At 53.5% G+C, this 25,118-nt stretch carries 21 protein-coding genes, 1 tRNA gene and 2 pseudogenes; 13 read left to right on the forward strand and 11 right to left on the reverse strand.

All coding sequences use genetic code 11. From position 1 onward, the window contains the following. Window positions 1-70: 70 nt before the first annotated feature. Window positions 71-1,511: pseudogene (xylB, locus tag H7K56_RS20655) on the reverse strand (xylulokinase). A 17-nt stretch (window positions 1,512-1,528) separates the two neighbouring features. Next, window positions 1,529-2,851: a xylose isomerase gene (gene xylA / locus H7K56_RS20660; protein WP_058775593.1), complete on the reverse strand. Its 1,323-nt coding sequence runs from the start codon at window positions 2,849-2,851 to the stop codon at window positions 1,529-1,531. Window positions 2,852-3,209: 358 nt separating this feature from the next. Here xylA and xylF point away from each other — a divergent pair, with 358 nt between their 5' ends. The 6 genes from xylF to H7K56_RS20690 all read left to right on the forward strand — a co-directional run bounded on the left by xylF (window position 3,210) and on the right by H7K56_RS20690 (window position 9,673). After that, window positions 3,210-4,202, forward strand: a complete 993-nt coding sequence (gene xylF / locus H7K56_RS20665) for a D-xylose ABC transporter substrate-binding protein (protein WP_058758164.1) — start codon at window positions 3,210-3,212, stop codon at window positions 4,200-4,202. Between the two features lie 27 nt (window positions 4,203-4,229). Next, window positions 4,230-5,750: a xylose ABC transporter ATP-binding protein gene (locus H7K56_RS20670; protein WP_058758165.1), complete on the forward strand. Its 1,521-nt coding sequence runs from the start codon at window positions 4,230-4,232 to the stop codon at window positions 5,748-5,750. Next, window positions 5,743-6,924 (forward strand): xylose ABC transporter permease XylH, encoded by a 1,182-nt coding sequence (xylH, locus tag H7K56_RS20675; protein ID WP_150361098.1) that lies wholly within the window; start codon window positions 5,743-5,745, stop codon window positions 6,922-6,924. The genes H7K56_RS20670 and xylH overlap by 8 nt, the downstream gene beginning before the upstream one ends. A 93-nt stretch (window positions 6,925-7,017) precedes the next feature. Next, the gene (xylR, locus tag H7K56_RS20680; RefSeq protein WP_150361097.1) at window positions 7,018-8,196 is read left to right on the forward strand and encodes a D-xylose utilization transcriptional activator XylR; all 1,179 of its coding nucleotides are present in this window, start codon (window positions 7,018-7,020) and stop codon (window positions 8,194-8,196) included. A 60-nt stretch (window positions 8,197-8,256) separates the two neighbouring features. Then, window positions 8,257-8,351: transfer RNA gene (locus H7K56_RS20685), tRNA-Sec, on the forward strand. A 146-nt stretch (window positions 8,352-8,497) separates the two neighbouring features. Next, on the forward strand, window positions 8,498-9,673 hold the full coding sequence (locus tag H7K56_RS20690) for a tyrosine-type recombinase/integrase (RefSeq protein WP_150361096.1): 1,176 nt from the start codon (window positions 8,498-8,500) through the stop codon (window positions 9,671-9,673). Between the two features lie 13 nt (window positions 9,674-9,686). Here the strand turns inward: H7K56_RS20690 and H7K56_RS20695 are convergent, their stop codons facing one another. The 3 genes and pseudogenes from H7K56_RS20695 to H7K56_RS20705 form a co-directional block, all read right to left on the reverse strand. Beyond that, window positions 9,687-10,856, reverse strand: a complete 1,170-nt coding sequence (locus H7K56_RS20695) for a HEPN domain-containing protein (protein WP_150361095.1) — start codon at window positions 10,854-10,856, stop codon at window positions 9,687-9,689. Between the two features lie 325 nt (window positions 10,857-11,181). Continuing rightward, window positions 11,182-11,433 (reverse strand): annotated as a pseudogene (locus H7K56_RS20700) (ogr/Delta-like zinc finger family protein). After that, window positions 11,430-11,741, reverse strand: coding sequence for a hypothetical protein (locus H7K56_RS20705; protein WP_245001386.1), 312 nt, complete (start codon window positions 11,739-11,741; stop codon window positions 11,430-11,432). The pseudogene H7K56_RS20700 and the gene H7K56_RS20705 overlap by 4 nt, the downstream one beginning before the upstream one ends. An 11-nt stretch (window positions 11,742-11,752) precedes the next feature. Between H7K56_RS20705 and H7K56_RS20710 the strand changes: the two genes are divergently transcribed. The 3 genes from H7K56_RS20710 (at window position 11,753) to H7K56_RS20720 (ending at window position 16,560) form a co-directional block, all read left to right on the forward strand. Then, complete coding sequence (locus H7K56_RS20710; RefSeq protein WP_249042732.1) at window positions 11,753-13,690, forward strand: primase-like DNA-binding domain-containing protein; 1,938 nt, start codon at window positions 11,753-11,755, stop codon at window positions 13,688-13,690. Between the two features lie 319 nt (window positions 13,691-14,009). Further along, window positions 14,010-15,533 carry an SIR2 family protein gene (locus H7K56_RS20715; protein ID WP_150361094.1) on the forward strand — a complete coding sequence of 508 codons (1,524 nt, stop codon included), beginning with the start codon at window positions 14,010-14,012 and terminating at the stop codon, window positions 15,531-15,533. Window positions 15,534-15,711: 178 nt separating this feature from the next. After that, window positions 15,712-16,560: an AraC family transcriptional regulator gene (locus H7K56_RS20720; RefSeq protein WP_150361093.1), complete on the forward strand. Its 849-nt coding sequence runs from the start codon at window positions 15,712-15,714 to the stop codon at window positions 16,558-16,560. Here the strand turns inward: H7K56_RS20720 and H7K56_RS20725 are convergent. Next, a complete protein-coding gene (locus H7K56_RS20725) occupies window positions 16,517-16,915 on the reverse strand; it encodes a helix-turn-helix domain-containing protein (RefSeq protein ID WP_058775597.1) in 399 nt (132 codons plus the stop codon). The genes H7K56_RS20720 and H7K56_RS20725 overlap by 44 nt on opposite strands. A 233-nt stretch (window positions 16,916-17,148) precedes the next feature. On the opposite strand from H7K56_RS20725, the gene H7K56_RS20730 reads away from it, so the two are divergent. Beyond that, window positions 17,149-17,526, forward strand: coding sequence for a DUF1360 domain-containing protein (locus H7K56_RS20730; protein WP_104094301.1), 378 nt, complete (start codon window positions 17,149-17,151; stop codon window positions 17,524-17,526). 12 nt (window positions 17,527-17,538) lie between these two features. On the opposite strand, the gene H7K56_RS20735 is transcribed toward H7K56_RS20730, so the two are convergent. Beyond that, window positions 17,539-18,003: an RrF2 family transcriptional regulator gene (locus H7K56_RS20735; protein WP_021506875.1), complete on the reverse strand. Its 465-nt coding sequence runs from the start codon at window positions 18,001-18,003 to the stop codon at window positions 17,539-17,541. Between the two features lie 400 nt (window positions 18,004-18,403). Here H7K56_RS20735 and H7K56_RS20740 point away from each other — a divergent pair, with 400 nt between their 5' ends. Beyond that, window positions 18,404-19,036, forward strand: coding sequence for a response regulator (locus tag H7K56_RS20740; protein ID WP_021506876.1), 633 nt, complete (start codon window positions 18,404-18,406; stop codon window positions 19,034-19,036). A 222-nt stretch (window positions 19,037-19,258) separates the two neighbouring features. On the opposite strand, the gene H7K56_RS20745 is transcribed toward H7K56_RS20740, so the two are convergent. After that, a complete protein-coding gene (locus tag H7K56_RS20745; RefSeq protein ID WP_150361092.1) occupies window positions 19,259-20,176 on the reverse strand; it encodes an alpha/beta hydrolase in 918 nt (305 codons plus the stop codon). A 316-nt stretch (window positions 20,177-20,492) separates the two neighbouring features. On the opposite strand from H7K56_RS20745, the gene H7K56_RS20750 reads away from it, so the two are divergent. Then, complete coding sequence (locus H7K56_RS20750) at window positions 20,493-21,569, forward strand: EpsG family protein (RefSeq protein ID WP_223815726.1); 1,077 nt, start codon at window positions 20,493-20,495, stop codon at window positions 21,567-21,569. Between the two features lie 26 nt (window positions 21,570-21,595). On the opposite strand, the gene H7K56_RS20755 is transcribed toward H7K56_RS20750, so the two are convergent. Continuing rightward, the gene (locus H7K56_RS20755) at window positions 21,596-21,925 is read right to left on the reverse strand and encodes a hypothetical protein (protein ID WP_164861029.1); all 330 of its coding nucleotides are present in this window, start codon (window positions 21,923-21,925) and stop codon (window positions 21,596-21,598) included. On the opposite strand from H7K56_RS20755, the gene H7K56_RS20760 reads away from it, so the two are divergent. Next, window positions 21,869-22,852, forward strand: coding sequence for an acyltransferase family protein (locus H7K56_RS20760; RefSeq protein ID WP_249042731.1), 984 nt, complete (start codon window positions 21,869-21,871; stop codon window positions 22,850-22,852). The genes H7K56_RS20755 and H7K56_RS20760 overlap by 57 nt on opposite strands. 48 nt (window positions 22,853-22,900) lie before the next feature. On the opposite strand, the gene H7K56_RS20765 is transcribed toward H7K56_RS20760, so the two are convergent. After that, complete coding sequence (locus H7K56_RS20765; protein ID WP_150361090.1) at window positions 22,901-23,893, reverse strand: LacI family DNA-binding transcriptional regulator; 993 nt, start codon at window positions 23,891-23,893, stop codon at window positions 22,901-22,903. A 79-nt stretch (window positions 23,894-23,972) separates the two neighbouring features. Then, window positions 23,973-25,103 carry an ROK family protein gene (locus tag H7K56_RS20770; RefSeq protein WP_104094305.1) on the reverse strand — a complete coding sequence of 377 codons (1,131 nt, stop codon included), beginning with the start codon at window positions 25,101-25,103 and terminating at the stop codon, window positions 23,973-23,975. Window positions 25,104-25,118 lie beyond the last annotated feature (15 nt).

The following is a 25,118-nucleotide window of genomic DNA, read 5'->3' on the forward strand; positions in this document are numbered from 1 at the left end:
CATCGATTCTTTCCATCATACCCGACTCTGTTCACGCCTTGCGACCTCATCCGGCCATGCTTCAGCCAAATCAGGACATCAGTGGCAGCAGCTGCTGATATAGCTGCGCAAAGCGCGCACGACGCGGCTGATGAGCCTGATGCTGCGCGGCATCCGGCTGATGGCGCTGCACTAACGCCGGTGCCGGCCATTCGCTGGCCGGGTCCACCGCCAGCTGCGCCAGGCGCGCGGCACCGAGCGCCGGCCCCACCTCGCCGCCGTGACAATAATCCAGCGTCAGTCCGCTGATGTCCGCCAGCATCTGCCGCCAGTACGCGCTGCGCGCACCGCCGCCAATCAGCATCACCGCGTTGGGCAGTACGCCACATTCATGCACCGCATCCATGCCTTCCGCCAGCGCAAAGCCCACGCCTTCCAGCACCGCGCGCGCCAGTTCCGGCCGGCCGTGCTGGTGCGTCAGGCCAAAGAAAGCTCCCTGTGCCTGCGGATTATTGTGCGGCGTGCGCTCGCCGGAAAGGTAAGGCAAAAACCACACCGGCGTGGCCTGCGCGCTGGCGCGTTCAGCTTCGGCCAGCAGGTGCGGCACATCATCGCAGCCGGTCAGCGCAGCGGCCCAGCCCAGACAGGCGGCGGCACTCAGCATCACCGACATCAGATGCCAGCGCTGCGGCAGCGCATGACAGAAACTGTGCACGGCGCGTTGCGGATTGCTGAGATAGCCTTCGCTCACCAGAAAATAGACGCCGGAGGTGCCGAGCGACAGCATGCCCTGTCCTGGCTCAACCATGCCAACGCCGACGGCGCCAGCCGCATTGTCGCCGCCGCCGGCCACCAGCGGCACCGGCTCCATCCCCCAGCGTGCCGCAATTTCCGCCAGCAGCGTGCCGGTAATCTGGTTGCCTTCAAACAACTGCGGCATGTGGCTGCGGTTCAGCCCGCACGCCGCCAGCATTGCATCGCTCCAGTCGCGCTGTGCCACATCCAGCCACATCGTTCCGGCCGCATCTGACATATCGGTGGCGAAATCGCCGCTCATCCGCCAGCGCAGATAATCTTTCGGCAGCAGCAGCATGAACCTGCGCAAATATCGCCGGTTCATGCTGCTGCACCCACAACAATTTGGGCGCGGTAAAACCCGGCATCATCAGGTTGCCGGTAATCTGACGCGACGACGGCACGCGCTGCTCCAGCTCGTGACACTGCGCGCTACTGCGCCCGTCGTTCCACAATATCGCCGGACGCAGCACCTGATGCGCGGCGTCCAGCAGCGTCGCGCCGTGCATCTGGCCGCTAAAACCGATGGCGCTGACGTGGCGTAAATCGTGCTGCTGCGCCAGCGCCTGCATGGCACTATCGGTGGCCTGCCACCAGCTTTCGGGATCCTGTTCGCTCCATAGCGGCTGCGGACGCGTCACCTGCAGCGGCGCGCTGGCCGTGGCCTGAACCTGGCCGTGCGCATCCAGCAGCGCCACTTTAACGCCGGAGGTGCCTAAATCGATCCCGATAACCATGCTTCGCTCCCGATGGGTTAGAAATTATACAGATAGTGATTCACCAGATTTTCCAGCTGCTCCTGGCGTCCGCTGCGATGCTGCGGATTGAGTTGCTGCTGCTGAGCATGCGCCGCCAGCGAGGCAAGAGAAAACTCGCCTTTCAGAATTTGCTGGCCGAACTCACCATTCCAGCCGCTATAGCGCTGCGCCACGCGCTTATCCAGCTCGCCATCGCTCACCATACGTGCCGCCACTTTCAGCGCCAGCGCCATGGTATCCATCGCGCCGATGTGGCCATAAAACAGATCGTATTTGTCGGTGCTCTGGCGCCGTACTTTGGCATCAAAGTTTAAGCCGCCGGTGGTGAACCCGCCCGCTTTGAGGATTTCGTACATCACCAGCGCGTTTTCTTCGACGCTGTTCGGGAACTGGTCGGTATCCCAGCCGCACTGGCTGTCACCGCGATTGGCATCGACCGAACCGAAGATGCCCAGCGCAATCGCCGTCGCAATTTCATGATGGAAAGAGTGACCCGCCAGCGTGGCATGGTTGGCTTCCACATTCACTTTGATCTCTTTTTCCAGGCCAAACTGCCGGAGGAAACCGTAGACCGTCGCGACATCAAAGTCGTACTGGTGTTTAGTCGGTTCCTGCGGCTTCGGCTCAATCAGCAGCATCCCCTGGAAACCGATTTTATGCTTGTGCTCCACCACCATCTGCATGAAGCGTCCGATCTGCTCGCGCTCCTGCCGCAAATCGGTATTCAGCAGCGTTTCGTACCCTTCGCGTCCGCCCCACAGCACATAGTTTTCACCGCCCAGCGTCTGCGTCGCCTGCATCGCGCTGCACACCTGGCTGGCTGCCCAGGCGAAAATTTCCGGATCCGGGCTGGTCGCCGCGCCGGCCGCATAGCGGGGATGCGTAAAGCAGTTCGCGGTGCCCCACAGCAATCTGACGCCGGTTTCCTGCTGTTTTTCCAGCAGCTTATCTGTCATTACCGCCAGGTTTTCCTGGTAGCTGCGCAGCGAATCACCTTCCGGTGACACATCGACATCATGGAAGCAGTAATAGGGCACGTTGAGTTTGTAAAAGAACTCGAACGCGACATCCGCTTTGAGCTTCGCCAGCTGCAGCGCATCGCCATTTTTCTGCCACGGGCGATCAAAGGCACCCACGCCGAACATATCCGCCCCGTTCCAGCAGAACGTGTGCCAGTAACAGGCGGCAAAACGCAGGTGTTCCGCCATGGTTTTACCCAGAATCACTTCCTGCGGATTGTAATGACGAAACGCCAGTGCGTTAGTGGTATTGGCCCCTTCATAACCAACGCGCTCAAGCTGGTCGAAATAAGCGTGCATGTTGTGCTCCTTAGCATCAGACCCGAATGGTCAGCAGTGAAGCGTTATTTTGCGGAGGCGTGAGCGTTCAGCTCAATTACGATATTTCACACTGAACTTAAGATAATTATTATTTGTGCGGCAGCTCGCAAATCCATGTATTTAATTACATCGCGTGCCGGCGCGCAGCGCCGCTGCAAGATTTAACAGATGGCCGCGTAAAATTTCGATCGCGCTCAAAAAATCACAAATAAACAAAAAAACGTAATAGCAGGATAAAAATCAGTAATTGATGTTGTTCACGTCGCGGGGCAACAATTCATCCGCCCTGGTTCATAGCCTTACAACGACAATAGCCTCAACCTACAGGATGACCATGATGAAAATGAGACACACGCTGTTAGCCCTCAGCGCTGCACTGGCCCTGTTCAGCCACGCCGGGCTGGCGAAAGAAGTGAAAATCGGTATGGCGATCGATGATTTACGTCTGGAACGCTGGCAGAAAGACCGGGACATTTTTGTCAGCCAGGCGGAAAAGTCTGGGGCCAAAGTATTTGTCCAGTCGGCCAACGGCAATGAAGAGACGCAAATCTCGCAGATTGAAAATATGATCAACCGCGGTGTCGATGTGCTGGTCATCATTCCTTATAACGGTCAGGTATTGAGTAATGTGGTGGCCGAAGCGAAACGCGAAGGCATTAAAGTTCTCGCTTATGACCGCATGATTAATAATGCTGATATCGATTTTTATATCTCGTTTGATAATGAAAAGGTCGGCGAACTGCAGGCCGAAAGTCTGGTTAAACAGGTACCTAAAGGGAACTACTTTTTGATGGGCGGATCGCCGGTGGATAATAACGCGCGTCTGTTCCGTGCCGGCCAGATGAAAGTATTAAAACCTTACATCGATAACGGCAGCATTAAAGTGGTGGGCGATCAGTGGGTTGATGCCTGGCTGCCAGAGAATGCGCTGAAAATCATGGAAAACGCGCTGACCGCTAACAGCAACCACATTGATGCCGTCGTTGCCTCCAACGATGCCACCGCCGGTGGGGCCATTCAGGCGCTGAGCGCGCAGGGACTGGCGGGCAAAGTCGCCATTTCCGGTCAGGACGCCGATCTCGCCGCCATCAAACGCATCATGAACGGCACGCAAACCATGACGGTGTACAAACCCATCACCGAACTTGCCACCGAAGCGGCAAAAATTGCAGTGGAACTGGGCGATGGCAAAACGCCCGCCAGCAACAGCAAGCTGAATAATGGCCTGAAAGAGGTGCCGTCGCGCCTGCTGAAGCCGATTCCGGTCAACAAAGACAACATCGAAAGCACCGTAGTGAAAGACGGCTTCCATAAACAGAGCGAACTCTAAGCGCCTGAAACGCGAAGGAGCAGATCGATGCTGCTGGAAATGAACAACATCACCAAGCGTTTCGGCGCGGTGAAAGCGCTGGATGCCGTCAGCCTGCGGCTCGAAGCCGGTGAAGTCATGTCGCTGTGCGGTGAGAACGGCTCGGGCAAATCGACGCTGATGAAAGTGCTGTGCGGGCTTTACCCGCACGGCGAATTTGACGGCGAAATTCGCTTTGCCGGCGATCGCATCGAGGCGCAAACCATCCGCGACACCGAGCGTAAAGGCATTGTGATTATTCATCAGGAGCTGGCGCTGGTGCGGCAGCTTACGGTCATGGAGAACATTTTCCTCGGTGCCGAGCTCGGTCGCTTCGGTATGGTCGATGATGAAACCATGACGCTGCGCTGCCAGCAGCTGCTGGAGCGGGTCAAACTTAACGTTTCGCCTGCCACCAAAGTTGGCGAGCTCGGCCTCGGCCAGCAGCAGCTGGTAGAGATCGCGCGGGCGCTGAATAAGCAGGTACGATTGCTGATCCTCGATGAGCCGACCTCGTCGCTCACCGAACAGGAAACCGAAGTGCTGCTTGGGATTATCACTAACCTGCGCGAGCACGGTATTGCCTGCATCTACATCTCCCACAAGCTTAATGAGGTCAAAGCAATTTCGGACACCATCTGTGTGATCCGCGATGGTCAGCACATCGCCACACGGCCAGCAGCCGGGCTGAGTGAAGATGACATCATCACGATGATGGTGGGCCGCGAGCTCACCGCGCTCTATCCGCACCAGCCGCACGAGATCGGCGAAACGGTACTGAAAGTCGAAAACCTTACCGCCTGGCATCCGGTCAACCGCCACGTGCGCCGCGTTAATAATGTGTCGTTCAGCCTGAAGCGCGGCGAAATTCTCGGTATTGCCGGGCTGGTGGGTGCAGGACGCACCGAAACGGTCCAGTGCCTGTTTGGTGTCTGGCCCGGTCGCTGGCAGGGCGAAATCTGGATTGATGGTCAGCAGGTGAAGATTGACGATTGCCGGGCAGCGATTGCGCACGGCATCGCCATGGTGCCGGAGGACCGGAAAAAAGATGGCATCGTGCCACTGATGGGCGTGGGGAAAAACATCACGCTGGCCGCGCTGGATCAATACAGCCATCGCTTCTCCACGCTGGATGAAGCCCAGGAGCAGCAGGCGATCAACGATGCTATCCGCCGTCTGCGTGTCAAAACCTCCTCACCCGAGCTGGCGATTGGCCGCCTCAGCGGTGGCAATCAGCAAAAAGCGATCCTCGCCAAATGCCTGCTGCTCAATCCGCGCATTTTGATTCTGGACGAACCGACGCGCGGCATCGACGTCGGCGCTCGCCAGGAGATCTATCTGCTGATTAACGCGCTGGTGCAGCAGGGCATCGCGGTGATTGTTATCTCCTCCGAACTGCCTGAAGTGCTGGGTCTGAGTGACCGCGTATTGGTGATGCACGAAGGGCAAATCAAAGCCGATCTGATTAACGACAACCTGACTCAGGAGCAGGTCATGGAAGCTGCCCTGCGGAGCGAACATTATGCTTAAAACTGAAAGTAGCCAGAGCCTGTCCGGTACCCCGGGCAAGCCAGCGCCGGGCAAGTTTCCGCGCTTCAATCTGCAGGTGCTGGTGATGCTGGGAGCGATTGCGCTTATCGCTCTGTTCTTCACCTGGACCACCGACGGTGCCTGGCTTAGCCCACGCAACGTCTCTAACCTGCTGCGCCAGACCGCCATCACCGGCATCCTCGCGGTGGGCATGGTGTTTGTCATTATCTCGGCGGAAATCGACCTTTCCGTCGGTTCGATGATGGGCCTGCTGGGCGGTGCTGCGGCCATCTTTGACGTCTGGCTCGGCTGGCCGCTGCCGCTGACCATCGTGGTAACGCTGGTGCTTGGCCTGTTGCTGGGCACCTGGAATGGCTGGTGGGTCGCGTACCGTAAAGTGCCCTCGTTCATCGTCACGCTGGCGGGCATGCTGGCGTTTCGCGGCATTCTGGTTGGTATTACCGATGGCACCACCGTAGCGCCAACAACGCCGGCGATGTCGCAGATCGGGCAAAGCTATTTGCCCGGCGGTGTTGGCTTTGGCTTCGGCTTCGCCGGTCTGGCGCTGTTTATTCTCTGGCAATGGCGGCTGCGGCTGCGTCGTCAGCAGCTGGGGTTATCACAACCAGCCGCCAGCGGCACGGTGGCACGCCAGGCGATTACCGCTGTTCTGGTACTGGGTGCCATCTGGTTGCTGAACGATTACCGCGGCGTGCCGACACCGGTCCTGCTGCTGGCACTGCTGCTGCTCGGCGGCATGTTTATGGCCACGCGCACCGCCTTCGGACGACGGATTTACGCCATCGGCGGCAACATTGATGCAGCGCGCCTGTCGGGCATCAACGTGGCGCGCACCAAGCTGGCGGTGTTCGCCATCAACGGCGTCATGGTGGCTATCGCCGGCCTGATCCTCAGCTCACGTCTTGGTGCTGGCTCGCCCTCGGCGGGCAATATTGCCGAACTGGACGCCATCGCTGCCTGCGTGATTGGCGGCACCAGCCTGGCGGGCGGCGTCGGTTCGGTGGCCGGCGCGGTGATGGGCGCCTTCATCATGGCGTCTCTGGATAACGGCATGAGCATGATGGACGTGCCGACCTTCTGGCAGTACATCGTTAAAGGGGCGATTTTACTGCTGGCGGTGTGGATGGATACGGCCACGCGCCGCCGGGTGTAATCGCGTGGGCGATCACAATGTGGCGCAAACAATTTCTGCTGCCTTTTCCGCCGTGCTATGCAATGCGCAACAGGTTTAAGGGAGCGCGCCACGATGCACGAAAAACGTTACCGTATTACGCTGCTGTTTAACGCCAACAAGGTGTATGACCGCCAGGTGGTGGAAGGGGTCGGCGATTATCTGCAGGCTTCGCAAACCGACTGGGATATCTTCATTGAAGAGGATTTCCGCTGTCGCATCGACAACATCCGCGAATGGCTGGGGGACGGCGTCATTGCGGATTACGACGACAGCTCAATCGAGAGCCTGCTCAGCAATGTGCCGGTGCCGATTGTCGGCGTTGGTGGCTCCTATCACCGCCAGCAGGATTATCCGCCGGTGCACTACATCGCCACCGACAACGCTGCGCTGGTGGAGAGTGCCTTTCTGCACCTGAAAGAGAAAGGCATTCATCGCTTTGCGTTTTACGGCCTGCCCGCCGCCAGCGGCAAACGCTGGGCGCAGGAGCGCGAGCAGGCGTTTCGCCAGCTGGTGATGCGCGAGCGCTACCAGGGTGTGGTGTATCAGGGGATGGAAACCGCGCCGGAAAACTGGCAGCACGCGCAAAACCGCCTCGCCGACTGGCTGCAAACGCTGCCGCCGCAGACCGGCATTATCGCGGTGACCGACGCGCGTGCGCGTCATTTGCTGCAGGCTTGTGAACACCTGAAAATTCCGGTGCCGGAGAAGCTCAGCGTAATCGGTATCGATAACGAAGAGCTGACGCGCTATCTGTCCCGTGTGGCGCTCTCTTCGGTAGCCCAGGGCACACGCCAGATGGGTTATCAGGCCGCCAAGCTGTTGCATCGTCTGCTCGATCGGCAAACGCTGCCGCTGCAACGCATTCTGGTGCCGCCGGTGAAAGTCATTGCCCGCCGCTCTACCGATTTTCGCTCGCTGCGCGATCCGGCGGTGATTCAGGCGATGCATTACATCCGCTTTAACGCCTGTAAAGGCATCAAGGTCGAACAGGTGCTGGATGCGATTGGCATGTCGCGCTCCAATCTGGAAAAGCGTTTTCGCGATGAGACCGGCGACACCATTCACGCCATGATTCACCGCGAGAAGCTGGAGAAAGCGCGTGAACTGCTGGCCTGCTCTTCATTGAATATTAATGAAATTTCGCAGATGTGCGGCTATCCTTCCCTGCAGTACTTCTATTCGGTGTTTAAGAAAAGCTACGCCACCACGCCAAAGGAGTATCGACAGCATCACGGCGAGAAGGTGCAATAACGCCCCGCTGCGATCAAGATTTTGCCGCCAATTGCCGCTATACTGCGCGGCATCTTCAAAGGAAGATCGTCGTCTCCGGTGAGGCGGCCGGATTTCAAATCCGGTTGGGGCCGCCAGCGGTCCCGGGCAGGTTCGACTCCTGTGATCTTCCGCCACTGCACTTCCGAAACCATCCGAGATTATTTATATTTTCGTTTATTAACAACAAAATACATACCACCCGTCCGTATACATCCTGTTGCATCTGCCAGCATCCATGACAAATGTGTATAGATTTTTATACACACTTAGACTTATACACATGGCACTTACAGACATACAAATTCGACGCGCAAAACCCCAGGAAAAGCCTTACACCCTTAGCGATGGCCTAGGCTTGGCTTTACTCATTAACCCTGATGGCAGCAAAGGCTGGCGCTTCCGTTACCGATTCAACGGTAAGGCTAAGTTAATGTCGTTTGGTTCCTATAGCCTCGTTTCACTCGCTGAGGCACGCGAGAAGCGTGATATGGCGCGTAAGCAGGTAGTAAATGGCGTTGACCCATTAGTGGAGCGTAAAGCCCAAAAACTGGCAAAGCAGCTTTCAGCAGAGAACTCTTTCGAGGTCATCAGCCGGGAATGGCATACGAATAAGGCGGACCGCTGGACCGTTGCTTATCGGGACGAGATCATTAAGACCTTTGAGCAAGACGTTTTCCCGTTTATCGGCAATCGTCCAATCTCAGAGATTAAGCCGCTTGAACTTCTTGAGGTACTGCGTCGTATAGAAAAGCGGGAAGCGTTAGAGAAAACTCGTAAGGTACGCCAGCGCTGTGGGGAGGTGTTCCGCTATGCAATTATTACCGGCCGAGCTGAGTATAATCCTGCTCCTGATTTATCTATTGCGCTAGCCGTTCCCAAACAAAAGAATCACCCATTTTTATCTGCGGAAGAGCTGCCTTATTTTGTTCAAGACTTGGAAGCGTATGCGGGTAGCATTATTACTAAAAAAGCCACGAAAATAGTGATGTTGACAGGGGTTAGAACTCAGGAGGTGCGCTTCGCAACCTGGGATGAAGTTGACCTTGAAAAAGGTATTTGGGAGATACCTACGGAACGGATGAAAATGCGCAGGCCTCATGTTGTACCTTTATCTACCCAAGTAATTGCCCTTTTCGAGCAATTGAAACCTATCACCGGCCATTATCCTTACATTTTTATTGGCAGAAATAACCGTAGAAAACTAATCTCTAAGGAAAGTGTTTCACAAGTCATTGAATTATTAGGATACAAGGAGCGTGCGACTGGTCATGGCTTTCGACACACAATGTCTACTATCTTACATGAACAAGGTTTTGATAGTGCGTGGATTGAAATGCAACGGGCACATGTCGATAAAAATAAAATCCGCGGGATATATAATCATGCTAACTATTACGAAGATAGAAAAAAAATGATGCAGTGGTATAGCGACTTTTTATTGAATGGTGGTCAGTGACCACCATTCGAAACTAGATATTATTTATTACACTCTTGAGGTTCTGGATATAATATTCCAAGTCATATTCATTCAATTCAAACCCTTGAGAGTGTACAATTACATTCCTAACTTGGGATAAGTTAACAATGGATTCATATATAGACTCTCCAATAAGCTGTCGCTCCCTAAGCTCTCGTGCAGTTGGCTTTATATTTAAATAACTTCTTTCTTTAGGCATTCCAGCTTTAACAGCAAGATCTCCAATTTTCTTCTCTAAAGCACGCCAATTTAGTAAAAACTCACCCACTCTGTAGTTTGTACTTACCGCAGCATTCTCTGCTAACTCTTCCCTTTCCTCTTCCGGTACAGTAATTTTCTCTAAGGAGGATATTGCCCCTTCAATAATAGGCTTAATTTCGCTGCTCATTTGTATTAGCATATCGAAATCATTTCTTTCGAAGAAATTATTATGTGCAACTTTACATCTAATTAAATATAATTTATCCCACCTCGATTTAAGCAGACTCTCTTCACAATCCACATGTTTCTGAAAATAACGCTGCCAGTTTGACTTAGGTATAAAGTCTCTTACGTCATCAATGGGTATAGAATCTCCATCATGATCTTTAATTTTGCGGATAAGCCCATCTAAATCTTGAGTTCTATATGAATCAAAAAGAAATGTAGACAACTGTATAAAGTCAGCATCATATAAATAGTTATTTGAGCTTTGCTGTTTCTTATCTCTTCTTATTTTTTTTAGCTCATCTGGAATTGCCGTTTCAGACCATCCTAAACCAACATTAGTCAGCATAAACTTAGTGATTAACTTCCTCATGAGATTTTCTAACTCATGAATGATTGGGTATGCTTTACGCGAATAACTATAACTGACATCATCCCATAGCGTCTGAATATTGTTATTCGACGCCAGGTTAAGCAAGCCCCGTATGACTCTTAAAAAAGCAGAAAATAATTCTAAATCATCAGAAGAACTTGCCAGCTTAAGGTGAAAAATTTTGTATTTTTCAGAAGGTGTATTTTCTTCAACTACTTCAATATCGAACTCATTTCCAATGTACTTAGCTTTCTTACCAGAAAGGCTTATATCAGAATCCGACTGAAGGAAATTCAAAAAGGATTTTTTCGTTTTACAAAAAGAATTTTTTAATTCAATAGTGACCAAATATTCTACTTTCATTTAATCCCCAGCCTCGACATATAATGCATATCCTAGCATCAAGTACAAAATACTCCCGTTATCAAACTACATTTTACATTCGCGCGCAATGCTATCCCCGCCACGCCTGCCCGCTTTATGCATCGCTTTTCATGCAGGTGCATGATGCGGGCCGGGCCGCACCCGGTATGGTTTGAACGGGGAAAAGCGGTGCATGTTTTTTCATGTAAATCCATGCACGCTATGCATGCATCACTCTTTACAAAGCGGCTGGTCAGAAAAAAGGCTTCTGGAAGAGAAAAGATGGACACAAAAAAGCCGCTGGTGTAGCAGCGGCAGTGCGGCATTAATGAACCTGGCGGAATGCAGAACCATAACGGCCCAGCGTCTGACGTTCTCTTGCCGGTTCCGGTGGTGGTGCCGGTATTTTTTCCGGCTGTGGCGGTGCGGTGATAACCTTTGTAATGCTCTCATTCGTCTTAAAAGTACAGGAGCAGTCCAGTTTAGTGCACTGGTGATAACGCTCTTACACCTGCTCTGACATACAGCGGCTCGATTTGGTGTGCGCCGCGCTTTTGCAGTAAGGGCAGTGCATCATTTCTGGTTGCCCTCCTGAAGCTTTGCACGCTGCGCCCGGATTGATTCAGCCAGCTTCTGGCGACGCATAGGATGGCGGTAAAGCTCCATATCAATACCCATCAGCGGCGGGCGATTCAGACCAATATTCTCCAGCAGCGGAGCCTCTTTCATCACGCTGCCCGGCAGGGCCGCAGCCGCCTGCGTCAGCGCTTCACCAACCAGATAAGCCACGTCCTGAATCGCATCCCGGTCGTCACCGGCTAACGTCGGGGACAGTTCTTCACGCCGGATACGCAGCTTAATGGACCACAGCAGCGACGGACTCACGTTGCGCAGGGCTGACTGCCAGTGCGCATCTTTCAGCCAAAGGGCTGCACGGCACGCAGACGCTCACGCTTGCTGATACGCAGCGCTGTGGTGGCATCAGTTTTGCCGCGGGGGATGTGCTCATCCCCCTGACAGGTGAAGACGGCTCACCCGTTAACGTGCAGCTCATCAGCGCCGCAGGCGACAAGCGCACCCTTCCCGGCGGGCAGGTGAAAAACACGTACTGGCTGGCAGGCGAGCCGGACGGCAAAACGCCGTGGCTCACTGAAGGATATGCCACCGGCCTGACCGTGCACCGGCTGACCGGCCAGGCGGTTTACGTGGCGCTGAGCGCCAACAACCTGCCCGCGCTGGCAATGCGGCTGCGTGAGTCACACCCCGGCGCGCTGATGCTGATTGCCGCCGACCGTGACGACAACGGCACCGGCCAGTTAAAGGCAGAGGAAGCGGCGAAAGACTGTGGCGGGAAAGCCGCACTGCCGCCGGTTACGGGTGACTGGAACGACGTGTGGCAGGCGCAGGGCGATATCGCCACGCTGGCGCAGCTCACCGCCTTCACGCAGCCGAAGTCGCTCAGCCCGTTTGAATCCGTCAGCGAGGCCGACCTGAAGGCCATGAGCGCCAGCCAGAAAGCCGAGTTGCTGGTCGCCCACTACGGGCAGGCGCTGGCCGTGCCGCCGGACGGGGAGGAAATCTGCCGCTATGAGAACTGCGCATGGCAGGTGATGGAGGCGAAGACGCTGCGCCGGGAAATCGCCGCGCTGTTTCAGAAGGTGCGCGCCCCATTCTCCGCTGCCGGTATCGGCAGCGTGCTGGACACGCTCAAACTGATGGTGCAGCAGATGGGAGAACCTTCCCGCCGCCTGATTGGCTTCCGTAACGGCGTGTATGACACCACAACAGGCACCTTCAGCCCGCACCGCCGCGAGCACAGGCTGCGCACCGTCAACAGCGTGGACTACACCGCGCCGCGTCCTGGTGAAAACCCCGCAGACCACGCCCCGGCTTTCTGGCGCTGGTTAACGCGGGCCGCTGGGCATAATCACGACAAGCAGGAGCGCATTCTCGCGGCGTTATTTATGGTGCTGGCAAACCGCTATGACTGGCAGATGTTTCTCGAAGTCAACGGCCCCGGCGGCAGCGGTAAAAGTGTCATGGCCTCGATAGCCACTCTGCTGGCCGGAGAAGACAACACCACGTCCGCCACCATCGACACGCTGGAATCCTCCCGCGAGCGCGCCAGCGTGGTGGGCTTCTCGCTGATTATCCTGCCTGACCAGGAGAAATGGAGCGGCGACGGCGCGGGCATCAAGGCGATTACTGGCGGCGATGCGGTGGCAATCGACCCGAAATACCGTGACGCCTATTCAACGCACATTCCGGCGGTCATTCTGGCGGTGAACAACAATCCTATGCGCTTCAGCGACCGCAGCGGCGGTGTGTCACGCCGCCGGGCAATTCTGACGTTCCCGGAAGTGATACCGGCAAAAGAACGTGACCCGCAGCTGCTTGACAAAATCAGTACCGGGCTGGCCATCATTGTTCGTCATCTGATGCAGCGCTTCAGTCAGCCGGAGGAGGCCCGCGCGCTGCTACAGGCGCAGCAGACGTCCGGCGAGGCGCTGGAAATTAAACGCCAGGCTGACCCGCTGGTCGATTTCTGCGCCTACCTGATGCCGATAAGTACCGCGACCGGCCTGTTTATGGGGAACGCCAATATCCGCCCGCTGAATCCGAAGCGATATCTGTACCATGCCTACCTGTCATTCATGGAATCGCGCGGCCATCAGCACCCGCTCAGCCTGACCGCATCCGGTCAGGCGGTGCCGCAGACGCTGAAGGAGTGTGAGCGCATCCTGCTGAAACGCCGGACGAATAACGGCGTCCAGACCAATCTCACGCTGCATGAGGACAGCGAAGCCGACTGGCTGCCCGCGTGCAGTCAGTAACCCCCGCAGCAAACGAACCGGCTCAGGCCGGTTTTTTACGTTTCAGCCCGGAGTGATCACTCAATATGAACACAAGTGTACACGCAGCCCTTAGCTCTTCACCGTATAACTAACTGATTTAAAATAATTAAAATCAAAAGTGAACAGTGTGAACACTTTTTACTTAAATTTTTTTTTACCATTCTGAGAAATCATCCAGACCAAAAGCTACATAAGCTAAGAGGGATATCATTGTAAAAAAGTACAAATTAAGGATAATCGTTCAACATAGATAATGTTCGTCAGTTAGTGTGTCTTTGTATATTTAAGGTGAATACACATGGATATTGAAAATGAACTTAACCAATTATTTATAAACAGAGCTTCGGGACCATTCTTGTTTCTAGGTTCAGGCTTTTCCAGAAGATATATGGGGCTTGAAGACTGGCAAGGTTTACTCAATAAATTTTGTGTTATGGGTAAGCCGTATGAATACTATAAAAGCAGCGCGAACGGTGACATAGCACGTTCTGCATTATTAATCGCAGAAGATTTCCATGACCTATGGTGGAGTAGCGACAACTATAAAGAAAGCAGAGAAAAGCATTCAAATATAGTCAAAGATAAATCGTCTCCTTTAAGAATAGAAATAAGTAGATATCTAATAGAAAAAACAGAAGATCGAAAAGAAGATCTTGATCTTAACGATGAACTTGAAATACTAAAATCCTGTGATGTTGACGGGATAATTACTACAAACTGGGATCTTTTGATTGAACATTTATTCCCTGACTACACAACGTACATTGGTCAAGAGGAACTACTTTTTTCAAACACCTATAGCATTGGTGAAATATATAAAATACATGGATGTGGTTCAAAGCCTGAATCAATGATTCTTACTGACGCTGACTATAGAGATTATAATAGTAAAAATGCTTATCTGGCCTCTAAGCTAATAACAATTTTTGTTGAGCACCCTGTTGTATTTATTGGATATTCAATAACAGATGAAAATATTCGCGCATTACTTAAATCAATATCATTATGCATCGGCACGGAAAAGTTAGAAAAATTAAGAAGTAATCTAATATTTATTGATAAAGATGAACCTGCTACAGGGGCCGTAATCGAGACGTCATATCTTCATTTTAATGACGTTCAGGTTCCAGTCAAAATAGTTAAGACAAAGAATTTTTCATTGGTTTATCAAGCCATTCATAATTTTGAACGAAAATTACCGGCACGTGTGCTTAGATTTTGTAAAGAACAAGTGTACGAAATAGTCCAAAGTCAAGACCCACAGAATAAGATAGCTGTAGTTGACTACGATAACATAAAAGATAAAAAGGATATTGAGATCGTCTTTGGGATAGGTGTTATTGGAAAGCTAGGAGATACTGGTTATAGGGCTATAACCGTGCAAGATTTATTCGAGGACGTTGCATTAAATAATAAGAATTTCTCACCTGAGAAAATCCTAACAATCACTGTAAAACAATATAACTACAAGTTCATCCCAGTATTCAAATATCTATCAAAAATGAATATAGGAACATTAGAGGATTATAAGAAATCTGGCTTAAAGCTAGACCAATATATCCAAAGAGATTTTCCAGATGTCTTCGCGAGCAGAAAGCCCAGAGACTTCGTTAAGTATCAGGGTATGACATTTAATGATTTTTACGATGCAGCAAGTGAATCCGCATTTTTATCACTGGCCCCATTACATCCTGAGCCTGATGCTGAGTTTATTGCGCAATTCATCCGAGAAAATTATGATAGACTTATATCTTCTAATAATAAATATTTCTTCAGAAAATTAATCTCTTTCTATGATTGGCTTAAATATAGATTTATTTGACTTCAAGTAGCTGATTAGGGGGGTGTTAGCAATTCATTAACACCCCACAGCAGGTAAGATGTGTATATGAAAATGTATAATTAAACATAGTGAAAATATTTAACCAAAGTTAAATCATATAGTTATGATTCAATGTAGACTCCTGTGATCTTCCGCCACTCATCACTCAGGTCCAGCCATGCTCATCCATCCATCCGACAACCTTCCGTTCTCTGGCGATCCGCGTAAGGAAGAGCTGCGCCAGCGGCTGCTGCGACCGGATGCGCCCAAAGTCATTGCCGTGTCACTGTCGAAGGAGCTGGATCGCGAGCGACGCACGCATCGTCATGCCGCCGGTCAGCTGTTTTGTCTGCGCCAGGGATTGATGACAGTGAACACCTCGTCGGGCATTTTTGCTAATCCGCCGCGGCTGGTCGGCTGGATTCCGCCGTGGTTTGACCATGCCCTTGTCGGGCCGGGGCGCGTGCTGGGCTGGACGGTACTGATTGACGAAGCGCTGGCCGCGCCGCTGCCGGATCGGCCGGTGCTGCTCTCCTGCCCGACCGTGCTGGAGCCGCTGGCTGAACGGCTGGCGGTGCTGGAGCCTGAACTGTGGAGCAGCGCGCGCTATGCCCGGCTGGGTCAGGTCTTTCTTGATGAACTGTACGAATCCACGCCGCAGGAACTCACCCTGCCGCTGCCGGAAGAGCCGCGTCTGCGGCAGATTGCGCGCCTGCTGATGGACGATCCGGCTGATACACGCACCGGGCCGGAGCTGGCGCAGTGGGCTGGTCTGAGCGCGCGCAGCCTGAGTCGCCACTGGTCGAGCGCGGTTGGCATGAGCCTGAGTAAATATCGTCAGGTATCGCGCCTGCTGAAATCGCTGGAAGGGCTGGCGGCAGGCCACAGCGTGCAGCAGGTTGCCTGGCAGGTGGGCTTCGACAGCGTCAGCAGCTATATCAGCGCGTTTCGCGCCGCCTTCGGCTCAACGCCAGGCAAATACTTTACGACGCCAGCCGACTCTGCGAATGCAGCATCAGCAGGCTAGCCGGACCGTCAATCGGTGGCAGGCTGTGCCGGTATTTGCGACGAAAAGCGCCCGGCGGCAGGTCAAACATGCGCCGAAAGGTGCGGCAGTAGGTTTGCTGTGAATCGAAGCCAAACTGCAGCGCAATCTGCATCAGCGACGTGTTACTGCTGAGCAGGGTGATGACGGAAGCCGTTAGCTTCCGTTCACGGATATAGGCTCCCAGCGCCACGCCAGTATAGCTGCGGAACAGCCGCTGCAAATGCCACTGCGAATAACCGGCCCGCCGCGCGACCGTCTCCAGCATGAGCTTTTGTTCAATATTCGCCTCTATCCACATCATCAGCTGATGCATAAAGGCTGCGTGAATATCCATCCTCTCCTCCTGATGCCGTGGTGCGACTCAATCTGGGACATTGTAAAAACAGGACGACTGGCTGTGTTTGCGCATAAAGCCAATAAATAGCGATAACTCGCCAATTTGCATATCACTACTCTGCCGGGGAGAACACGCTGTTGCGTCAGCGCACATCATGTAATATCGTAAGTTACATGAAAGATAAGCCGCCGTTCTTTCCGCTGCGCCAATCGTCACAAAGGAGAAAATCTATGCATGCCTTTTTACTCTCTGACATGGGTGTGTGCCTGGCGATTGCGCTAGCCTCAGCCAGCATCGCGATGACCATGACGCAGACCGAACTGTTTGCCGGTTTGCGCGCCTGGACCGCACGCAAACACGCCTTGCTCGGTCATCTGTTTCACTGTTTCTATTGCCTGAGCCATTGGGTGGTGTTTGCCGCGATGCTGATTTACCACCCAACGCTGCTGAACAGCGGTTGGCCGCTGGTCGACTGGTTCATGACAGCCTTCATCACGCTGACGCTGACCACGTTTGTCAGCGGTATGATGTTTAAAGTGTTTCAGGCCGCCGTCACCACGCATGTGATGAAGCATGACGCGCAGATCAAATTGCAGAAGCAGGATTAACGGCCGCGCGGGTTAGTCGCTGCAGCGCGGAAAGGTGTGCGGATCCAGCCCGAGGCTGGCCATTTTTTGCAGGTAATCTTCGGCGATGTCCGCCACGGTAATCTGGCTGAAGCGCTGCAGCAGTAGCGCTTCGGCTTCACCCAGCGCCTGGTCAAGCCGGGCGTCCACCGCATGTTCCACCAGGCAGGGCGAAGGATCGGCCGCCGGGCCAATGCTGAACAGCGCCGGTGAGCCGATAGCCTGGTACACATCCAGTAGCGTGATATCGCGCAGGTCCGCGCGCAGCTCCCAGCCGCCGCCGTGCCCCTTTTCCGACACCAGATACCCCTTTTCACGCAGCCCCGACATCATGCGACGCACCACCACCGGATTAGTGCCGAGCATTTTTGCCATGGCATCGGAAGTAGCGCGTTTAACGTGACGATCAAGATGAATGAGCGCGTGCAGCGAGCGGGACAGGCGGTTATCGCGTGGCATGGACGTTTCCTCTGAAATTCCCGCTACTGTAGCAAACCACGCTGGCGGCAACAATTTATCCCGGCTGAGCGTGGATGGCGCCCTGACCAGACATCCGTGTTAATCATGCTGCCAATAGGAAAAGGCAAACTGCCACAGTAAAAGCCATTACGATGAAAAGGCGATTTGGCATCGGTTAATTAATTAATGAACTGAGTGAAAGAAACGGAATGTATATTTCCCCCTCCAGGAAATAAAAATCCCCTAAGCGGAATAAGAAATTCCTTTTTGAAATTAAATTCACTCTGTAGGACATAGACTACAAATAATTATTTTATTGTTCTTGATCATACGCAATATATAAAATTAAACGAGCGGCTAAAGTTTGACCTGTCATTCACTCATCAGGAAAAGGTTAACTATGGCTCAGGTCGTTGTGGTTGATGACCATCCGATCGCGCGGATGGCCGTTCGTTATTTGCTGGAACAAAATGGACATACGGTGCTGGCCGAAAGCGCCGATGGCCGGGAAGCGGTAACGCTGATTCAGCAGCAGCAGCCGGATATCGTCATCATTGATATCGACCTGCCGTCGCTGGACGGAATTGAAGTGGTTAAGTCGTTGCGCGATCAGAGTTTTCCAGGAAAAATCATTGTTATCTCCGGGAAAAATGAAAACGTGTATGCTGTGCAGAGCCTGCGCAGCGGTGCCAATGGCTTTGTCAGTAAAAAAACCGATATGCCAGAGATCGCCAGTGCTATTCAGGCGACACAACGTGGTTATGGTTATTTCCCGCTGGGCGGTTTTATGCAGCAAATGGAGCAGGAAAGCACGCAGGCGGAGAAAAAAATGATTGAATCATTGTCACCACAGGAGTTTCAGGTTTTTCATCATATTATTAAGGGCCTGAATAATATGCGCATCGCGGCGCGGATGGGCGTCAGTAATAAAACCGTCAGTACCTATAAAAGCCGGTTAATGGATAAACTTCACTGCAAAACCATGAGTGATTTATTTGCTTTCGTGCACCGCAATCAAATGGAAGCCTCATAAATCGTCTGCAAAGAGTTATCGAGACACAGCCGTTTGACGTAGCGCTCACCCTCTCGCTCAGGCCGGTAACCATAACCGTGTGTTGATCGGTAAGTTGCCGTGCAGCAGTTATGATCAAATCCTTGCCAGGCTAACCGACGATGTGCTGGCAGACACCGTATAACTGCCCAGGGAGGAATTCCATTTCCTCTGCGGCATCTGCGTTACCGCGGCGCTTCCCGCTTACCGCTTCACCAGGCTGCTTTGCCAGGCGTGGAACAGGGTGAGCCAGTTTTGCACCGGCAGATGTTGCTTCTGCCCGGTGCCAAAGCCGTGACCGCCCTGCTGGAACAGATGCAGCTCCACGTTGACCTTGTTCTGCCGCAGTGCGCTGAACATGCCCAGCGCGTTTTGCGGTGAGGCGGTACCGTCGTTCAGCGCCTGTACCAGAAAAGTCGGCGGCGTGTGTGCGCTGACACGATCCTCCTGCGAAAGCTGCGCCATTTGCTGGGCACTGAGATCTTTTCCGTACAGCGCCGCGCGCGTGCCTGGGTGGGTCACGCCCTGTTTCAGCGACAGCACCGGATAGATGAGGGCGCTGAAATCCGGGCGCGCCGACACCTTATCCTGCGCATCGACGGCCTGATAGTTAGCTTCATCGGGAGTGTTGCTCAGATTGGCGGCGAGAAAGGCACCGGCGGAAAAGCCCATCACGCCAATGCGGTCAGGCGCTACCTGGTACTGCTGCGCATTGGCCCGAATCAGCCGCAGCGCTCGCTGGGTATCGGCAAAAGCCTGCTGGCGATACTGCGCTGAACCGTCGTGTGGCAGACGATAAATTAACACAAATGAAGCGTAGCCCTGCTGGCTAAGCACGTTGGCCACGTCCAGCCCTTCAAGATCTTTCATAATATAAGAAAAACCCCCACCGGGAATGATTAGCACCGCCGCATGATTATTTTTTCCGGTTGCCGGAACATAAATCATTTGTGGCGCATCGACGTGGGTAACAGCCCGGTTATTAATGGCCGGGTTTTTACTAAAATTAATAAATTTATTATTTGCTGACACTTCATCTGGCCAGATCGGAATTTCCTTATTGGCAAACGCGGCCGGAAGATACAGTAAAAAAAACAGGCTAAATATCCGCAACCCTCTCATCGCACTGGCTCCAAATCCTGAATAAAAACAGTAACAAAAGTCAAACTGAGCGGATAAAATCGCTCAGTGACGCTCCGGCTCCCCGCGAGATAATGAAAAAAACGTACTCATCAAAAAATGTCTGTGGAAACGGTAGCAAATAAATATGGCAAAACCTATTCAATATAATATCGGACCAGGAAAAATTAGAATTTTCTCATGTTTACGTTAACAAGACCGTATGTTATAAGTGAATTTTAAACTATAAGAATCTGTGACCATGGGAATTTACTGGATCATAAGTCTTAGCCTGACTTTCGTCGCTATTGTCGAAATCATGTTAAGTAAAAATGAAAACACAGCGCAAATCAGGACGTGGCTTTATTTTGTTGCCGTTGTAGTACTTTTTACTTTTGGCGGTATTCGTGGCCTGGGAACCGGCCTTGATGACTTCCAGTATCGCGACTTCTATGCCCAGTTTATCGATAAAATTATTATCGAAGGTTTCTGGCGTGCTGTCGTGGAATTCCGTTATGAACCAGCCATTTACGCCATTGCCGGCGCGACACGTATCTTTACCGCTAATCCGGACATTTTCATCTTTGTCTTCGCGGTCATCGCTGTTGGTGTCAACGCGCACTACTTCCGTAAGCTGACACCGCTGCCGCTGGTGGCCCTCGCCGTCTACTCTGCGCACCTGTTTATCAACAAAGACATGAACCAGATTCGCTTCGGTTTATGTTCGGCGTTTTTAATGGGCTTCGTCTGGCACATGTCGCGGCGCAGCAAGTCTGGCATGATCACCACCTTCATCCTGTCGTTTATCAGCCACGCCACCGCGATTGTCGCGCTGCTGATTCCGCTGGCGATGATTGTGCGTAAAAACAAATACATCCCAATTGCCATCGTGGTCGCCAGCCTGCCGCTGGCGTTTCTCGGCAGTTCGGCGCTGATCGCCGCGCTCTCCAGCCACCTCGGTGCGCTGGGCGACAGGGCCATGGGCTATGCCGATGCCGATTCACGCCAGGAGCAGGGCATTCTGACCCTGTCGAACCTGAAGAATATCGGCTTCGTCTTTATCTTCAGCTACATGTTGCTGAGCGATAAAATTAAAAATTTCGACCCGGAAAAGTTTAATACCTATTACATTCTGGTGATCACTTTTGCCATCGGCAGTGGCCTGAGGATGGCGCTACAGGATTACGCTTCTGGTGGTCGTCTGGCGAACTATTTGCTGCAGGTTGAGCCGGTGCTTATTTCGCTGTGTATCTGGGAAACCAGAAAGCTGAAGAAGGTACTTGCCGTGGCTGTCACCATTCTGATGGTGCTGTACTATCTCTACTACAACACCGTATCGAGCAAGCAGTCGATTGTCGGCTATGAGGTGTCACGCACCTTCCAGCTGTTCCGTTAGGTCCAGAAATAACGCTAGCCAACTGGTTAGCGTTTTTTCATTAATAAGCCCTTTCTCATCGTCATCCAGGGAAAATCCGAATATTTTACTGGTCCTGAACATTGCTTGCTTTTTATGAGGATTAAAATTCTAATAGATTGCATCTGCTCACGCAGAACACCTGTGATAAGAATATTCCGAAGCAACCATGCAAAGTCTTTCATGGCTTTTCCTGGCACGTCGTCACTCAATGAAAGAATGCTGACATGAACGAAAAAAACAATTTTGACATCGTACGACTTTCCCTCGCCTTTATCGTAATGCTGGTGCATTCCGCTGAGGTGACGAGAAACGCCGATATCCGTTTCCTGGCGCATTTTCTCAATAGTGATTTTGCCGTCAAAGGATTTTTCGCAATAAGTGGTTTTCTTATTGCAAAAAGTTACTTAAGAAGTAAATCGCTGACCTCCTATTTTATTAAGCGCGCACAACGTATATTGCCGGCTTATATTTTCACCATCATCATGTGTTTTGTGATTGGCATGTGTCTTACTACCCTGCCGCTGATGGATTTCCTGAAAAATAGAGAAACCCTTAAATATCTGGTCGCCAACTTCTCGTTTCTTAACTTTATTCAGCCGTCGCTGCCGGGCGTGTTTACCAACAACCCCAATCAGCCGCTGGATGGTTCCCTGTGGACCATCAAAGCCGAGCTGACGCTCTACGTGCTGCTGCCCTTTATCGTGCCGTTGCTGAAGCGAAGCCCGCTGAAAGTGTGGAGCGTGATTTTTATTATCTCCTGCGCCTGGTACTTCTACTTCACCGCGCTGTACAGCGGGCCGAAAGCCGATACGCTGGCCAAGCAGTTTATTGCGCTGTCGTCCTACTTCTTCTTTGGCAGCCTGCTGGCGGTGCATCAGCCAACCTTTGACCGCCTGAAAGAGATCACCATTGTGTCGCTGGTGGTGTTCCTGCTGTTCAAGAGCACGGATTACGCGTTTATCGTTGAGCCGGTGGCGTTTTCGGCGGTAGTGATTCTGTTCTGCACCAGCCTGTGTAAAGAGATTAAAATCAGCCAGTACGGCGATCTCTCTTACGGCATGTACCTCTATCACTGGCCGATTATTCAGGTGCTGCAGCATTTCGGTGTGTTCGATGCCAACGCGTTTGCTGGCCTGGGGCTGACAATTGTGATGACGCTGGCGCTGGCTTACACCTCGTGGAATTTGCTGGAGAGCCGTTTCCTGAAGCGCACCCATCACGCTCAGCCGTCGATTGTGCCGCCCACCGCTGCACGCGACTAAGCGTTAATCATGCAGGCGCATGTCGCGCCTGCACCAGAGCGCCACCGATCAAATGGTGGCGCCCATCGACAGCTGATAATGCAAATCCACCTGTTCAATGGTGGGCTGCTGGTTAATTTTCTTCAGCACAATTTCCGTTGCCACTTTGCCCATCTCGAAGCGCGGTGTAATCACACTGGCCAGCCGCGGCGTTGTCGCCTGACCAATCTCCAGTCCGTGGAATCCGGCAATCGCCAGCGCCTGCGGCACTGCAATGCCTGCCGCCTGACACTCCTGCAGCACGCCGACCGCCAGATCATCGTTGGTACAAAGAATGGCATCCATCTGCGGATAGAGCTGGCGCGCCAGCGTCATCATGCCAGTGCCAATCGACACCGAAGAGACTTTGTTCGGTACAATGCGTCCGGCCGGCAATCCGGCCGCCGCCACGGCATCGCAATAGCCGGCGTAGCGCTGCTGGTCACGGCGATCGGACATCGAGCCAAAATAAATCACCCGCTGTTTGCCGCTGGCCAGCAGCATCGCGGTCATGTCGTAGCCGGCACGGTAATTATCAAAGCCGACGTTGATGCGCCCGCGCGTCTCGCTCAGTCCCATCACTTCGGCGACCGGAATGGTGGCCGCGTTGAGATACTTTTCCGCGCGCACGGTGTGCACCGACTCGGTCAGGATCAATCCCTGCACGTTAAAAGCCAGTACCGTGGCAATCTGCTCCTCTTCGCGCTGCGGATTGTAGTCGTAGTTGACCACCAGCGTCTGATAGCCGTGGGCGCTGGTGACCGATTCGATACCGGCCAGCAGATCGGCAAAGATTTGATTATTGAATGAGGGGATGAGTACGCCGATGCGCGGCGGTGGGTGCCGCGACGCCGCGGTGTTTTCCTGTTCGGCGACGTAGCCGATTTCGGCCATGACGCTGGCGATTTTCGCCGCCGTTTCCGCCTTCACCTTTTCCGGCGTGCGCAGATAGCGGCTCACCGTCATCTTGGTGACCCCTGCGAGAGTCGCAATATCGTCCAGAGTGATGCGCTGCGTTTTCATTGCGCGGTCCGCAAAGAGAGCCTGTCAATCAACGTATTATGCCCGCTGGCGAGTCAAAAAAGAAACGCTGCTCCGCCGGTCATACCGGTCGTTCGTAGTGCTCAATCACCGCCAGTGCCAGGCCGTTGGCCGGATCGATGCGCTGCGGCAGAAAGTGCAGCGCGGTATGGGCAAAGGTAAACGCCAGCGTGCCGGCCTGTGCCGCCTGCTGTACTGCCTGCACAAACGCCGGTTGCGCATTCCACGGGCCGTCAATGATGATGCTGGCCGGATTGACCAGTTGCATCACCTGGCTCAGCGCATGGCCGAGATAGCGGCCGGTCTGCGCCATCAGCTCATACACGATCTCCGGCTCGCTGTCGCCGGACTGCCAGCGTAAGCCGGGCTTGCGCCGGGCCAGCTGCTGCTGGATCGCCGGCAGGCTGACCAGCGTTTCCAGACAGCCCTGCCGCCCGCAGCTGCAGCGCGCGCCGTTGGGCTGCACGCTCAGATGACCAATCTCACCGGCGGTCCAGCTGCTGCCGCTGAACACCTCGCCGCGCTCCACCAGCGCGCCGCCCACGCCGTCGGCGATGCGCAGATAGAAATGACTTTGCGCTTTATTGAGCTCCAGCTGCTGCACCGCCAGCAGCGCGGCCGCTTTGACGTTATTCATGATGCGCAGCGGCAGCTCAACGCCGCGCCGCAGCGGCGTCAGCACATCGACATCCTGCCAGCCGAGCGGCGCAGAAAAGTGCACCCGTCCGCGCTGAGAATCAATGATGCCGGGAAAACCGATGGCCACGCCCAGCAGCGCCGGATGCGCCGCGCGCAGCGTCTGACACACTTCCGTCAGCTCGTGCAGCAGCCCGTCGGCATCGGCCGTTTCGGTGCGCCAGGTTTGCTCGGCCACCACGCGCGAAAAGTAGTCGCACACGCGCCAGTGAATCGCCTGGCGCTCGACCATGATGCCCGCGCTTTTCAGCTGACCCGCGCGCAGTTCGATCTCAATTTTGGGCCGGCCGGCCGCCGCCACGCTGACCGGGCCAAGCTCGTGAATCAGCCCCTGCGCCAGCAGGTCATCGATAATCAGGGAAACGGTGTTTTTGCTCAGGTCGAGCGCCAGCGCCAGATCCTGGCGGGAAGTGATGCGGGTGGTACGCAGTTGCGTCATCACCCGCTTGAGGTTGTTCAGTCGAAGTACCGCTGGTCCTTTCCCGGCTGCTTTCATCGCACCCTCACCTGA

It is taken from the genome of Pantoea dispersa (assembly GCF_014155765.1).
GTDB lineage: Bacteria > Pseudomonadota > Gammaproteobacteria > Enterobacterales > Enterobacteriaceae > Pantoea > Pantoea dispersa.

Excerpts from the sequence above, each read along its gene's own strand:
- xylA (WP_058775593.1), bottom strand. The coding sequence starts at position 2,851 with ATGCACGCTTATTTCGACCAGCTTGAGCGCGTTGGTTATGAAGGGGCC.
- xylF (WP_058758164.1), top strand. The coding sequence starts at position 3,210 with ATGAAAATGAGACACACGCTGTTAGCCCTCAGCGCTGCACTGGCCCTG.
- H7K56_RS20670 (WP_058758165.1), top strand. The coding sequence starts at position 4,230 with ATGCTGCTGGAAATGAACAACATCACCAAGCGTTTCGGCGCGGTGAAA.
- xylH (WP_150361098.1), top strand. The coding sequence starts at position 5,743 with ATGCTTAAAACTGAAAGTAGCCAGAGCCTGTCCGGTACCCCGGGCAAG.
- xylR (WP_150361097.1), top strand. The coding sequence starts at position 7,018 with ATGCACGAAAAACGTTACCGTATTACGCTGCTGTTTAACGCCAACAAG.
- H7K56_RS20690 (WP_150361096.1), top strand. The coding sequence starts at position 8,498 with ATGGCACTTACAGACATACAAATTCGACGCGCAAAACCCCAGGAAAAG.
- H7K56_RS20695 (WP_150361095.1), bottom strand. The coding sequence starts at position 10,856 with ATGAAAGTAGAATATTTGGTCACTATTGAATTAAAAAATTCTTTTTGT.
- H7K56_RS20715 (WP_150361094.1), top strand. The coding sequence starts at position 14,010 with ATGGATATTGAAAATGAACTTAACCAATTATTTATAAACAGAGCTTCG.
- H7K56_RS20720 (WP_150361093.1), top strand. The coding sequence starts at position 15,712 with ATGCTCATCCATCCATCCGACAACCTTCCGTTCTCTGGCGATCCGCGT.
- H7K56_RS20725 (WP_058775597.1), bottom strand. The coding sequence starts at position 16,915 with ATGGATATTCACGCAGCCTTTATGCATCAGCTGATGATGTGGATAGAG.
- H7K56_RS20730 (WP_104094301.1), top strand. The coding sequence starts at position 17,149 with ATGCATGCCTTTTTACTCTCTGACATGGGTGTGTGCCTGGCGATTGCG.
- H7K56_RS20735 (WP_021506875.1), bottom strand. The coding sequence starts at position 18,003 with ATGCCACGCGATAACCGCCTGTCCCGCTCGCTGCACGCGCTCATTCAT.
- H7K56_RS20740 (WP_021506876.1), top strand. The coding sequence starts at position 18,404 with ATGGCTCAGGTCGTTGTGGTTGATGACCATCCGATCGCGCGGATGGCC.
- H7K56_RS20745 (WP_150361092.1), bottom strand. The coding sequence starts at position 20,176 with ATGAGAGGGTTGCGGATATTTAGCCTGTTTTTTTTACTGTATCTTCCG.
- H7K56_RS20750 (WP_223815726.1), top strand. The coding sequence starts at position 20,493 with ATGTTAAGTAAAAATGAAAACACAGCGCAAATCAGGACGTGGCTTTAT.
- H7K56_RS20760 (WP_249042731.1), top strand. The coding sequence starts at position 21,869 with ATGCTGGTGCATTCCGCTGAGGTGACGAGAAACGCCGATATCCGTTTC.
- H7K56_RS20755 (WP_164861029.1), bottom strand. The coding sequence starts at position 21,925 with ATGCGCCAGGAAACGGATATCGGCGTTTCTCGTCACCTCAGCGGAATG.
- H7K56_RS20765 (WP_150361090.1), bottom strand. The coding sequence starts at position 23,893 with ATGAAAACGCAGCGCATCACTCTGGACGATATTGCGACTCTCGCAGGG.
- H7K56_RS20770 (WP_104094305.1), bottom strand. The coding sequence starts at position 25,103 with ATGAAAGCAGCCGGGAAAGGACCAGCGGTACTTCGACTGAACAACCTC.